The sequence below is a fragment of the Mesorhizobium maamorense genome (genome assembly GCF_044998965.1).
Taxonomy (GTDB): Bacteria; Pseudomonadota; Alphaproteobacteria; order Rhizobiales; family Rhizobiaceae; genus Mesorhizobium.
This window is the reverse complement of sequence record NZ_CP173356.1, coordinates 1,122,048-1,134,505: the sequence shown is the minus strand read 5'-3', so window position 1 is coordinate 1,134,505 and position 12,458 is coordinate 1,122,048. Positions and strand designations below refer to the sequence as shown.

11 protein-coding genes are annotated in these 12,458 nt (G+C 64.3%); 5 read left to right on the top strand and 6 right to left on the bottom strand.

The window, feature by feature from the left end:
* Positions 1 to 13 precede the first annotated feature (13 nt).
* Both ACIU1A_RS05840 and ubiA read left to right on the top strand, forming a co-directional pair.
* The gene (locus ACIU1A_RS05840) at positions 14 to 925 is read left to right on the top strand and encodes a LysR family transcriptional regulator (RefSeq protein WP_404926842.1); all 912 of its coding nucleotides are present in this window, start codon (positions 14 to 16) and stop codon (positions 923 to 925) included.
* Between the two features lie 69 nt (positions 926 to 994).
* The gene (gene ubiA / locus ACIU1A_RS05835) at positions 995 to 1,978 is read left to right on the top strand and encodes a 4-hydroxybenzoate octaprenyltransferase (protein ID WP_404926841.1); all 984 of its coding nucleotides are present in this window, start codon (positions 995 to 997) and stop codon (positions 1,976 to 1,978) included.
* Between the two features lie 75 nt (positions 1,979 to 2,053).
* On the opposite strand, the gene ACIU1A_RS05830 is transcribed toward ubiA, so the two are convergent.
* The 3 genes from ACIU1A_RS05830 to ACIU1A_RS05820 all read right to left on the bottom strand — a co-directional run bounded on the left by ACIU1A_RS05830 (position 2,054) and on the right by ACIU1A_RS05820 (position 5,218).
* Positions 2,054 to 2,620, bottom strand: coding sequence for a DUF6101 family protein (locus ACIU1A_RS05830; RefSeq protein ID WP_140498020.1), 567 nt, complete (start codon positions 2,618 to 2,620; stop codon positions 2,054 to 2,056).
* A gap of 182 nt (positions 2,621 to 2,802) precedes the next feature.
* Positions 2,803 to 4,233, bottom strand: coding sequence for an FAD-binding oxidoreductase (locus ACIU1A_RS05825; RefSeq protein ID WP_404926840.1), 1,431 nt, complete (start codon positions 4,231 to 4,233; stop codon positions 2,803 to 2,805).
* Between the two features lie 10 nt (positions 4,234 to 4,243).
* The gene (locus ACIU1A_RS05820; protein WP_404926839.1) at positions 4,244 to 5,218 is read right to left on the bottom strand and encodes an L-threonylcarbamoyladenylate synthase; all 975 of its coding nucleotides are present in this window, start codon (positions 5,216 to 5,218) and stop codon (positions 4,244 to 4,246) included.
* A 162-nt stretch (positions 5,219 to 5,380) separates the two neighbouring features.
* Here ACIU1A_RS05820 and ACIU1A_RS05815 point away from each other — a divergent pair, with 162 nt between their 5' ends.
* Positions 5,381 to 5,830 carry a hypothetical protein gene (locus ACIU1A_RS05815; RefSeq protein ID WP_404926838.1) on the top strand — a complete coding sequence of 150 codons (450 nt, stop codon included), beginning with the start codon at positions 5,381 to 5,383 and terminating at the stop codon, positions 5,828 to 5,830.
* Positions 5,831 to 5,919: 89 nt separating this feature from the next.
* Here ACIU1A_RS05815 and glyS read toward each other — a convergent pair whose 3' ends face one another.
* From glyS to ACIU1A_RS05800, 3 genes are all read right to left on the bottom strand, one after another.
* The gene (gene glyS, locus ACIU1A_RS05810) at positions 5,920 to 8,217 is read right to left on the bottom strand and encodes a glycine--tRNA ligase subunit beta (RefSeq protein ID WP_404926837.1); all 2,298 of its coding nucleotides are present in this window, start codon (positions 8,215 to 8,217) and stop codon (positions 5,920 to 5,922) included.
* A gap of 338 nt (positions 8,218 to 8,555) precedes the next feature.
* Entirely contained in the window at positions 8,556 to 9,041 is a 486-nt protein-coding gene (locus ACIU1A_RS05805) for an endonuclease domain-containing protein (protein ID WP_140675004.1), read from the bottom strand.
* A 411-nt stretch (positions 9,042 to 9,452) separates the two neighbouring features.
* Entirely contained in the window at positions 9,453 to 10,373 is a 921-nt protein-coding gene (locus tag ACIU1A_RS05800) for a glycine--tRNA ligase subunit alpha (protein ID WP_404927858.1), read from the bottom strand.
* A gap of 216 nt (positions 10,374 to 10,589) precedes the next feature.
* Here ACIU1A_RS05800 and ACIU1A_RS05795 point away from each other — a divergent pair, with 216 nt between their 5' ends.
* Together ACIU1A_RS05795 and ACIU1A_RS05790 are read left to right on the top strand one after the other, a co-directional pair.
* A complete protein-coding gene (locus ACIU1A_RS05795) occupies positions 10,590 to 11,744 on the top strand; it encodes an ISNCY family transposase (RefSeq protein WP_404926836.1) in 1,155 nt (384 codons plus the stop codon).
* A gap of 195 nt (positions 11,745 to 11,939) precedes the next feature.
* Positions 11,940 to 12,401, top strand: a complete 462-nt coding sequence (locus tag ACIU1A_RS05790; protein WP_404926835.1) for a GNAT family N-acetyltransferase — start codon at positions 11,940 to 11,942, stop codon at positions 12,399 to 12,401.
* Positions 12,402 to 12,458 lie beyond the last annotated feature (57 nt).

Sequence of the window (12,458 nt, the reverse complement as noted above, 5' to 3'; positions counted from 1 at the left end):
ATAGTTATACTCTATGGGCCCTACCCTCACGCAATTGCGCTATCTGGTTGCCGTCGCTCGCCATGGCAGCGTTACCCGCGCGGCTAGGGCGTTGAACGTTTCACAGCCGTCCATTTCGGTGGCCATCGACGCGGTCGAACAGGATTTCGGCCAGAAACTCTTCGTGCGCCAGCGCGGAAGCGGCGTTTCGCTGACATCCTTCGGCCGCGCCGTGGTGGCCAAGGCGAAACAGGTCCTTGCCGAGACGGACGAGCTCATCGGTCTCGGCTCGCGCAAGTCGGCGCTCGGGGGCGAACTGGTGCTCGGATGCTTCGAAGATCTGGCGCCTTATTTCGCGCCGGCCCTGATCCGCGCCTTCTCGGAACGCCATCCTGAGGTTGCAGTGATCGTGCGCGACGAGACCTTCGAGACGCTCGGGCGGCGCCTCGGCGATGCCGCCGTCGACCTCGGGCTCACCTATGATCTTGGGCTGCCTTCGCATTTCGCCCGCATCCTGCTGCATGAGCTCAGGCCGCACGCGCTTTTGCCGGCTGGACACGCGCTGGCGGATCGTCCCGATGTCAGCCTGGCCGATCTGGCCGCCTATCCGCTGATCACGACGGACCAGCCGCATAGCTGGCAGCACATGCTGGACCTGTTCCGCAGCCGTGGCCTGTCGCCGGTCGCCGACAGGCAGACAAGCTCGTTCGAACTCCAGCGCAGCATGGTGGCCAACGGCTTCGGCGTCGCCGTCAGTTACACGAGGCCGAATGGCGACCGCAGCTATGACGGCTTGCCTCTCGTCTGCAAGCCGCTTTCCGATCCGCTGCCCATGCAGCGCATCATCCTCACCCATGACACGCATCAGCGCACGCCCAATGCCCTGCTGGCCTTCATCGACGTGGCAAAGAGCTGGTTCTCTACCCGCGACATCTTCGCCTCCTGAAGCGCTGACGAATGCCACTGCCCTGCTCGCCGCTTGACGGTTTGCGCGGCTGCTGCCACTCCATCGTTCATGGAAACGGTTCAGTCGAAAGCAGCCCAGGGCCGCGTCGCCGACGCGCCGAACGGCCATTGGGTGTACCGCGTGCTGCCGCGGCCGATATGGCCCTATGCGCAGCTTGCCCGATGGGACAGGCCGATCGGCTGGCAGTTACTTCTGTGGCCGTGCTGGTGGTCCGCGGCTCTCGCGGCCAGCGCCTATCCGCGCCCGGGCGATCCGCTGCCTTCGCTGCTGCCGGCGCCCTTGTATCTCGTGCTGTTCCTGGCCGGCGCCATCGCCATGCGCGGCGCCGGTTGCACCTACAACGACTTGGCTGACGAAGACATCGACAATCAGGTCGAGCGCACGCGCTCGCGGCCGCTTCCGTCGGGCAAGGTCACGCGGCGTGGGGCGTGGCTGTTTGTCATCCTGCAGGCACTGGTCGGACTTGCCGTGCTCTTGCAGTTCAACAGCTTCGCCGTCCTGCTCGGCGTCTGCTCGCTGGCCATCGTCGCCATCTATCCATTCATGAAGCGGATCACCAACTGGCCGCAACTGGTTCTCGGCCTTGCCTTTTCCTGGGGCGCGCTGATGGGATGGGCGGTTGAGTTCGGCGACCTCGACGGGCCGGCCATCATGCTCTATCTCGGCTCGATCCTGTGGGTGATCGGCTACGACACGATCTATGCGCACCAGGACAAGGAAGACGACGCCATCGTGGGCGTACGCTCGACCGCGCGCCTGTTCGGCGACAACACCAAGTCGTGGCTGGCCGGGCTTTACGGCGGCGCGCTTGTCTGCTTCGCCATCGCCTTCGCGTCAGCGCAGGCCCCTGTCGTGGCTCTGGCCGGACTTATCGCCGCCGGCGCCCACATGGCGCGGCAGATCCTGGTGCTGGATATCGACAATCCGGATCAATGCCTGCGGCTGTTCAGGTCGAACAACCAGGTCGGCTGGCTGATCTTCCTCGGCCTCATCGGCGGCTCGCTGTGGGTGGCGCTGAAGCCACTGGTGTAGTTTTCTTTCCCTTCTCCCCGTTTACGGAGAGAAGGTGGCGCCAGCCGGCGCCAGCCTTCCAGACAGAATTTCAGCCTATTCGCGCGCAATGATCTCCTCGCCGCCGATCACCAGCCTGAGACCGAGGTCACCCGCCCTGCGGCGGGCGAGGAAGCGCGGGCGGCGCATGGTCGAAACGCGGCCCTTGCGGCGGTCCTGCGGCGGCAGCGTCTTGATGGCGGCGCCGAGCGATTCCTCCAGCGTGCGGGCGATGCCGTCCGATTCGATCAACAGCATCGGCAGGCGATAGGCGTCGGCCCAGGCGCGCCAGTCGGCGGCGACATCGTCGAGATCGTCTGCCACCAGCAGCGGCACCGAAAGCATCGGATCATTGTGCAGGAGTTCCAAAGTCACCGTGACGTTACCTTCCGGGTCCTCCATCGCGCGGGCGGCAACACCCCGGAACGCATTGGCCGGCAGAGCTATGATCGCCGGTACGCCGCTCATCTCGAGCAGGCGGCGGATCACGGCGCCACGGTGGTCGATGGTGAAGGTCACGTCGCCATAGTCGTCGCGCGTGGCGTAGCTTACCACCTGCGGCAGGCGGAATGGGTCGAGGCGCATGTTGCGTCCCGCCCAGACTGGCTTCAGTCCAGTGTTCATTGAATGCCTTCCTGTTTCTCCTGAGAGCCGGTGTCCGGTTCTCTCCGGGCCAGTTTTCCCGGCCTCGTTATGGGGAAACAGTAGCGCGGCCTCCTTACCGCCGCGCTTAAGAAAGTCGGTTAAATTTTGCTGATCACGGGGATGGTTATCGGAATGCGACCGAGCGCTTGAATCCGAAAGGATCAGATAACCTTACCAGGATTCATGATGCCGGCCGGGTCGAAGGCCTGCTTGACCCTGCGCATCAGGTCGATCGCCATCGGCGGGGCGGTGGCGATCAGTTCGTCCCGCTTCAACTGGCCGATGCCGTGCTCGGCCGAGATCGAGCCGTGGAAGGAGCGCACGACGTCGTGCACGGCCTTGTTCATGGGGTGGTAGAGATCGAGGAACGCCTGGTCGTCGCCGTCGACTGGCCGCGAGATGTTATAGTGGAGATTGCCGTCGCCCATATGGCCGAAGCAGACCACGCGCGCTCCGGGGCTGACCGAAGCCACCGCGCCGGCGGCCTCTTCGATGAAACGTGGGATCGATGCCACCGGCACCGAAATGTCATGCTTGATCGAGGCGCCCTCGGGCTTCTGTGCGTCGGGCAACACCTCGCGGAAATTCCAGAAGGCATCGCCCTGGGCGAGGCTGGCCGCGATCACCGCATCGCCGACGATTTCCTGTTCCAGCCCGGCCCCGAGCACGTCCTCGATCAGGGCCCTGGCATCCTCCGGTGAACGGCCGGACGAGATCTGCATCAGCACATACCACGGCCAATCCTGCGCCAGCGGCCGCACCACGCCCTGGGCATGCGCCAGCGTAAAATCGTAGGGCCGCTTGCCGATCAGCTCGAAGGCGGTGAGCGCGGCGCCGGCGCGGTCCGTCGCCAGGCTGAACAGCGACAGCGCCGCCTCGGCCGACGGCAGGCCGACGAACGCAACCTCGCGACCTTTCGGCTTCGGGAACAGTTTCAGCACGGCGGCGGTGATGATGCCGAGCGTGCCTTCGGCGCCGACGAACAGGTTCTTGAGGTCGTAGCCGGTATTGTCCTTCTTCAGCTTGCGCAGATCGTCGAACACCTCGCCCGTCGGCAGCACCACCTCGACGCCCAGGCAAAGCTCGCGCGCATTGCCATAGGCCAGCACGCCGGTGCCGCCTGCATTGGAGGAAAGGTTACCGCCGATCTGGCAGGAGCCCTGCGCGGCCAGCGACAGTGGAAACAGCCGGTCGGCGGCATCGGCCGCTTCCTGCAACGTCTGCAAGATGACGCCGGCCTCCGCCGTCACGGTGTTGGACAAGGAATCGATCTCGCGGATGCGGTTCAGCCGCGACAGGGACAGCACGATCTCACGGCCGGACCTGTCCGGCACCTGGGCGCCGACCAGCCCGGTATTGCCGCTCTGCGGCACGATTGGCGTCCCCGTCTCGGTCGCCAGCCGCATGATCCGGCTGACCTCCTCGACGCTGCCTGGCCGCAGCACAAGCGATGTCGCGCCATGCCACAGCCCGCGCCGTTCGGTGATGTAGGGTGCTATATCGCGCTGGTCGCGCAATGCGTATTTCTCGCCAACGATCGCCGCGAAGCGGTCGATGAGAGCGGTGTCGAGAATCTCGGCGATGTCGGTCATGTGCGCGAAACTATGTTGGCGGCAAGCTATTGTCACGCGGCGCGGCGGCCCGCGAAAGCCGATCGTTGATCGCTTCGCCGAGCCCGTCGAAGGGAACGGGTTCGACGGCGATGATCCGCGCGCCGCTGCGATCGAGTTCCTGCATGTAGGCGAAAAGATTGCTTGCCGCTTCGCGCAGGTCGCCAGCCTCGGACAGATTGAGGCAGGCGGCCGCCTTTTGCCAGCCTTCGGCGCGACGTTTGCCGAAGGCCAGCAGCGCCTCGCCTTCGCCGACGGTCCCGGCGTTGAGCCGCACCGCGGCGTCAGGCGCATAGTGCGAGGCAAGCATGCCCGGCGCCTCGACACCGGCGTCGGCGCCGCGCAACAACTCCATGCCGACGACCGCCTCGATTTCCTGGGCGGCAATGCCGCCGGGCCTCAGCAGACGCAATTTTCCCTCTTCGGCCTTGACGATGGTCGATTCCAGCCCGACCGGCGTCGCCCCGCCATCGACGACCAGCTTTATGCGTGCGCCGAGATCAGCCGCCACGGCTTGCGCCGTCGTCGCGCTGATCCTGCCGGAGGAATTGGCGCTGGGGGCCGCAAGCGGCCGGCCGAGCCTTGCAATCAGGTCGCCGCCAAAGCCCCTCGGCATGCGCAAGGCGATCGTGTCGAGCCCGGCGGTGACCAAAGGATGGGTGCCGTTGCCGGGCCGCTGCGGCAGCACCAGCGTCAAAGGACCTGGCCAGAACGCAAGCGCCAATTTCCTCGACAGCGGATCGAACACAGCGATGCGCTCGGCCATCTCCATATCGGCGATATGGGCGATCAGAGGGTTGAAGCGCGGCCGCCCCTTGGCCTCGAAGATGCGCGCCACGCCGATGCCGTTGGTGGCGTCGCCGGCGAGCCCATAGACGGTCTCGGTCGGAATGGCGACCACCTCGCCGCTTTCAAGCAGCGCCAATGCCCGTTCCATCGCCTCGCCGACGGCAAGAATTTCAGCCACTCTGGTCACCTCACGAATGCCGGCTGCGTAGTACGATGGCGTTCAAGGGGCAAGCCCGGCCCTTGGCGATTTAACAATCCCTAAAATGCTACGGTTCCGCGAAAGCCGGCATCAATTCCGACCCGCTATCGTGCGGCTTCCGGGTAATGGGGAGCTTTCATCGTGTCTGTGCGTATTTGGGGAACGCTGGGTGTAACTCTGGCGGCGATGGCCGGCGGGGCCCAGGCCTCGTCACTGGTCTTTCCCGGAGCGCCGTCCGCAACGCCGTCCATTGTCACGCTGAAGGCAGCCGACGCTGCCCAGGCAGGCGATACGCGGTCGGTCACCGCACTCGGCGACCCTGACGTCACCTATGAAAAGGTGGCGGCGATCCCGAACGCGCCTGAGGCGCGGCACGGCTTCCTGCAAAACCCGATGATCATTCGCGGCGGTATCGTCGGCAGCGCCTTCTCGACGCCCACGCAGGCCAAGGCGCCGGCCACTGCCCCTGCAACCGCCACCGCTTCGGCGGCACCGGCGGCGAATGGGCAGAAGACCCCGGCGACATCACCGGCAGCCGCGCCGGCGGCGGCAGCGCAGCAGCCCGTCCCTGGGGTCGGCAAGCTCAAGTAGCGGCTGTCTTGACGTCGATCCGGCGTCCGGCACCATTGCCGGACAGGCCGCTTTTGCCGCCGTGGACGAGCGTCGCCGCCTGAAGTCCTCTAGCCCGCGATCTTGGAGAAATCCGCGACCTGATCGGTGGCGGCGCGGATGCGGGCGAGCAGCGCCAATCGATTGGCGCGCACGGCTTGATCCTCGTCATTCACGAGAACGCGTTCAAAGAATGAATCAACCGGTTCGCGCAAAACGCTAAGCGCCAGCATGGCGGCGGAAAAGTCTTCGTTTTTAATCGCTTCGCCGGCTTGCTTCTCGGCCTGATTCACCGCCGCGAACAACGATTTCTCGGCATCGTCGCGGAACAGCGCCGGCTCAACGGTTTCGGCGATCGCGGTTTTCTTCTTCTCCTCGGCAGCCAAAATGTTGGCCGCGCGCTTGGTGCCGGCAAGCAGGTTCTTGCCGTCCTCGGTGTCGAGGAAGGAGCCCAGCGCCTCGACACGGCGCACGATCTGCAAGAGGTCGTCGGACTGCGGCGTGATGACCGCGTCGATGAGGTCGTGGCGGGCGCCCTGATCGCGGAGGTAGACTTTCAGGCGGTCGTGGAAGAAGGCGAGAAGGTCTCGGACCTGATCTATGTTGCCAACCGTGTAGTTCGTGGAAGCGCTGCCGAAGATCATCGTCAGCCCCAGTCGAATGCGGTTCTCGATCAAAATCCTCACGACGCCGAGCGCAGCGCGACGCAGCGCGTAAGGATCCTTCGAGCCTGTCGGCTTTTCATCGATGGCCCAGAAGCCGACAAGCGTATCCAGCTTGTCGGCGAGCGCGACGGCGATCGACACCGGATCGCTCGGCACGTAATCGGACGGCCCCTGCGGTTTGTAGTGCTCTTCGATGGCTGCCGCCACGGACGGATGCTCACCCTGAAGCAGCGCGTATTTGCGGCCCATGGCGCCCTGCAATTCCGGGAACTCTCCGACGACTTCGGTGGTCAGATCGGCCTTGGCGAGAACCGCGGCGCGAGCGGCGAGCGCGGGATCGGCGCCGACGAGCGGCGCCAGTTCCTCCGCCAATCGCCTGATCCGCACCACGCGCGCGCCCTGCGTGCCAAGCTTGGCATGGAAGGTCACATTGAGGTGGTCGAGGCGCGCGATGCGCTGGTCGAGAGGCTTCTTCAGATCAAGCCCGAACTTTCTCGCCGACGCCTCGAGCTCGGCGAGATCAGGCAGATCGCCCTGGTCGGTCGTCCAGAAATAGAGCGCGTCGGAGAGGCGCGCGCGCACCACCTTGCCGTTGCCGTGGGCGATCTCCTTGCCGCCGTCACTAGCCTCGATATTGGCGGTGAGGATGAAACGGTTGGAAAGTTGGCTGATCTCCCCCTTGAGGGGAGATGCCCGGCAGGGCAGAGGGGGTCGTCTCACGTTGAGCGCCGGCGTCCTCTGTGTGCGAAAGGGAGTCGCGTCCCGTCGTGCCGACCCCCTCTGTCGGCTTCGCCGACATCTCCCCCTCGAGGGGGAGATTGGGCGCGATGTCACAAAGCACTTCTGGTTGGCGCGGATGGTCAGGCGGATCACCTCGGCCGGAATGGCCAGGAAAGCGTCTTCGAACGCGCCCATCAGCACGACAGGCCATTCCACCAGCCCGGACACCTCTTCCAGAAGCCCCTCGTCCTCGACCAGATCAAGCCCGTTGGCGAAAGCGAGGTTGCGGGCATCGGCAAGGATGATCTCCTTGCGCCGGTCTGCGTCGAGCACGACCTTGGCCGCTTCCAGCTTGCTTACATAGTCGTCGAAGCGGCGCACGGTGATTTCGCCGGGCGCGTGAAAGCGGTGGCCGTAAGTGACATTGCCCGAACGGATGCCGTCGATCTCGAAATCGACCACGACCGGCTCCTCGGTTTCCGGACCGAAGGTGCACAGGATCGATTGCAGCGGCCGCACCCAGCGCAGCGAGCCGGGCTTGGCCGAGGCCGGCCCCCAACGCATCGATTTCGGCCACGGGAAATTGCGGATGATGTCAGGCACCAGTCCGGCGATGATCTCTTCCGCCGCCCTGCCCGGCTTCGAGATATGGGCGACGTAGAAATCGCCTTTCTTCGGGTCGGAATGGACGTGTGCCTCGGCGACCGAGGAAAGCCCGGCCTTGCGCAGGAAGCCCTGGACCGCCTGTTCCGGCGCCGTCGTCGACGGCCCCTTGATCTCCTCGCTGATGTCCTTCGAGCGCGCGGTCAGGGCCCTGATGTCGAGCGCCAGTCGCCGCGGTGTCCAGTACTCGCGCGCCGCCTCGTAGGTCAGCCCTGCCTCGACCAGGCCGTCGGTCAGCATCTTCCTCAGATCGCCCGCCGCCTTGCGCTGCATGCGGGCCGGGATTTCCTCGGAGCGAAGTTCGAGCAAAAGATCCGGCATCAGAGTGTCTCCGCCCGCATGCCATTTTCCTGTTCGCGCGTCCTCGCGCCTCCGGCGCTGCGGGCGCGCGGCTGGGCCGGGATTTCCTCGGAGCGAAGTTCGAGCAAAAGATCCGGCATCAGAGTGTCTCCGCCCGCATGCCATTTTCCTGTTCGCGCGTCCTCGCGCCTCCGGCGCTGCGGGCGCGCGGCTGGGCCGGGATTTCCTCGGAGCGAAGTTCGAGCAAAAGATCCGGCATCAGAGTGTCTCCGCCCGCATGCCATTTTCCTGTTCGCGCGTCCTCGCGCCTCCGGCGCTGCGGGCGCGCGGCTGGGCCGGGATTTCCTCGGAGCGAAGTTCTAGAAGCAGGTCAGGCATGGATAGCTCCTCACCCTCCCCTCGATGGGGAGGGTCGGCGCGTCAGCGCCGGGGTGGGGTGGCGGCGTCTCAATCTCAAGCGCCTTCGGCGTCTGACGGGCGAAGGTCTGATTTCGTTCTTCCACCGCCGCATAGATCGTATCGAGCACGGAATCCAGTTCGTTTTTGATTTCGTAGTTCCAGAAACGGATGACACGATAGCCCTGACTTTCGAACCATTTTGTCCGAACTTCATCGTGTCGTTGCTGACGATCGAAACTGTGGTGAGCGCCGTCCACCTCGATGATCAGCTTCAGGCGGTGCGAGATGAAATCAGGGAAGTAAATACCGACCGACGCCTGCTTGCGAAAATGCGTGCCTTCCACCGGGATGCGCCATAGGTGCCGCCACAAGATGCGTTCTTCGTCGGTCATCGCCGCACGAAGCCGTTGCGCCGACCGCAGTTTGAACCGATCGAGTTTCGGCATGAGAAGTCGCGCTGTCACCCCCACCCGCCGCTTCGGGCGACCTCCCCCATCCAGGGGGAGGTAAAGAGGCCATAGCAACTCGGCTGGCCGCTGTCACCCTTTCCAGAAATTTTGGGCGTCCTGTCGGGACGGGATGATCCCACTCGTCCTTGGATCAAAGATTTCCATGAACCGAACGCAGCGCTGAAGCGACCCACGCTCAGGCAGAGAGCTATTGGCTGAACGACCATGAAAACGGCATCCAGACTTTTGCAAATCCTGGCGCTCAGCGCCTGCTTCACCGCTCAGGCCCATGGCGCCTTCTCGATGCCGGGCGTGCGCCAAGCATTGCGTATAATGGCCGGCCCGAGCGGCCAGATTCTATCGCCGATCGACGCTTCCCCCGATTTGATGAGGGAGGGTGCCTGAAGCTCAGGCCGCCAATCCGCCGGCCTGCGTCTTCAAGAACGCCTCGCCACAGGCTTTCGCCAGATTGCGCACGCGCAGGATGTAGCTCTGCCGCTCGGTGACGGAGATCACGCCGCGGGCGTCGAGCAGGTTGAAGACGTGGCTGGCCTTGATGCACTGGTCGTAGGCGGGAAAGACCATCCGGTGCATAGGCAGATTGTCGTTCGATGCGGGCGCGCCGGCATCGAGCAGCGCCTTGCATTCGGCCTCGGCATCATCGAAGTGGCGCAGCAGCATCGTCGTGTCGGCGTACTCGAAATTGTGACGCGAATATTCCTGCTCGGCCTGCAGGAAGACATCGCCGTAGGTGACCTTGTCGGCGCCGTCGCGGCCGTTGAAATTGAGGTCGTAGACATTGTCGACGCCCTGCACATACATGGCCAGCCGTTCCAGACCATAAGTGAGCTCGCCGGCAACTGGCGCGCATTCGATGCCGCAGACCTGCTGGAAGTAGGTGAACTGCGACACCTCCATGCCGTCGCACCAGCATTCCCAACCAAGGCCCCAGGCGCCCAACGTCGGGCTTTCCCAATCGTCCTCGACGAAGCGGATGTCATGCAGCAGCGAGTCGACGCCGATCGCCGCCAACGAGCCGAGATAGAGCTCCTGCAGGTTGGGCGGATTGGGCTTCAGGATCACCTGATACTGGTAGTAGTGCTGCAGCCGGTTCGGATTCTCGCCGTAGCGGCCGTCCTTGGGGCGGCGCGAAGGCTGGACGTAGGCGGCGTTCCAGCGCCTCGGTCCAAGCGCCCGCAGCGTCGTCGCCGGATGGAAGGTGCCAGCGCCCACTTCCATGTCGTAGGGCTGGAGGATCACGCAGCCATAGTCCGCCCAGTAATTGTGCAGAGTCAGGATCAGCCCCTGAAAGGAGCGGCTGGGATGCATATGGGCGGGGATTTCAATCGTCACGGTGGCCTCGGCTGCAAGGGCTGACTTGCGGCCCCGTCCTAGAGACACGGCGGCGAAGCGTCAAGCAAGGCGCGGGCGTCGTGTCGTAAGCACATGAGTTGTCCGGATTAGGTAGCACGTGAGTTGTCCGGTTTTATCGCCAGCGGATGGAGGCTGGGGATGAAGCGGACGGCATGGCTACAGGAACGGAGAATGCAAAAGTTTCGGGACGTATTGAGCCGCTGGAATGGTGGCGATCTTTCGATGATGGAGGCAGGGGAGTTGCTTGGCATGTCGGAGCGGCAATTCCGACGCTACCGCGACCGGTACGAAGAAGCTGGGGAAGCAGGGTTGCTGGATCGGCGCTTGGGCAAGCTTTCGACGCGTCGGGTGCCGGCGGAAGCGATTGAGGAGATGCTGGAGCTTTACCGTCATCGCTACCTCGGCTGGAATGTGAAGCATTTCCACGAGCACCTGCTGCGCGATCACCATTTCAGCTGGGTCTACACCTTCATCAAGACGCAGCTCCACGCGGCGGGCCTTGTGGAACGGGCCAAGCGGCGCGGTGCTCACCGGCGCAAGCGGGAGAGGAAGCCTTGCGAGGGGATGATGCTGCATCAGGATGGCAGCCGTCATCGATGGCTGGCGGGTGAGCCGATGCTGGACCTGATCGTGACGATGGACGATGCGACGAGCACGATCTATTCGGCCTTCCTGATCGAGGAGGAAGGCACGGCGTCGAGCTTTCAGGGCCTTCTGGAGACATTCGTCGCCAAGGGATTGCCATCGAGCCTCTACAGCGATCGCGGCAGCCACTATTTCGTGACGCTGAAGGCCGGCGAGGCGGTCGACAAAAGCCGGCTGACCCAGGTCGGCCGGGCGCTCGAGCGGCTGGGTATCGAACATATTCCAGCCTATTCCCCTGAAGCGCGAGGCCGCTCGGAGCGGATGTTCTCCACCTTGCAGGATCGGCTACCGAGAGAGCTGGCGCTGGCCGGAATTGCCGACATCGAGGCCGCCAACCGGTTCATCGCACAGACCTACCTACCAGCTCACAATGCCCGCTTCGCCAGGCCGGCCGCGGTCGAGGACAGCGCCTTTGTCGCCGCAGACCCGCAACAACTGGCCCAGATCCTGTGCATCGAGGAGGAGCGCGTCGTTGCCCGCGACAACACGGTCGCCTTCGCGCGGCTGCGATTGCAGCTGCCGCAGAGCCCGATCCGGCATCACTTCGTCAAAGCCACCGTCAAGGTCAGGCACTACCCGGATGGAACCCTCGCGATCTTTCACGGGCCGCGCCGCATTGCTCGCTACAGCTCTGACGGCGCCGCAATCGAAGACACTTGCCCCATCAGGCAAGCCGCGTGAACCGCTTCGACGCCAAAACAGAAGCGGACAGATCATGTGCTACCAAACCGGACAACTTGATTAGCTACCGACAGCAAGGCGCGGGCGGCGCGAGGCATGTCGAAAGCTTTGCGAGCGGCTGGCCCATTGCCGGCCATGAGCGCGTGCCTTCTGGTGAACGCTCACAACTCCGCCTCGCCAGACAACAGGTCAGCCATGCCCAACTCCATCACCGTCCGCCCGGTCACGCGCCAGGATTTCGCGCAATGGCTGCCGCTGTGGGACGGCTATAACGCGTTTTACGGGCGCTCGGGCGAGACGGCGCTGGCAAGCGAGATCACCGCCATGACATGGTCGCGCTTCTTCGACGCCTATGAGCCGGTGCATGCGCTGGTTGCCGAAAGTGAAGGACGGCTCGTCGGCCTCGTGCACTACCTCTTCCACCGCAGCACCACGGCGGTCGCGCCGAACTGCTATCTGCAGGATCTTTTCACCGACGAGACCTTGCGCGGCAAGGGCATCGGCCGGGCTCTCATCGAGGGCGTCTACGAGCGGGCGCAGGCGGCCGGTTCGGGCCGGGTCTATTGGCTGACGCACGAGACCAATCACACCGCCATGAAGCTCTACGACAGGATCGGCGAGTGCTCGGGCTTCGTCGTCTACCGCAAGCTGTTCTGACACGGCTGCCAACGTAAACGGGGCCCGACAAGGGCCCCGTTCGCGAGCAACATCATT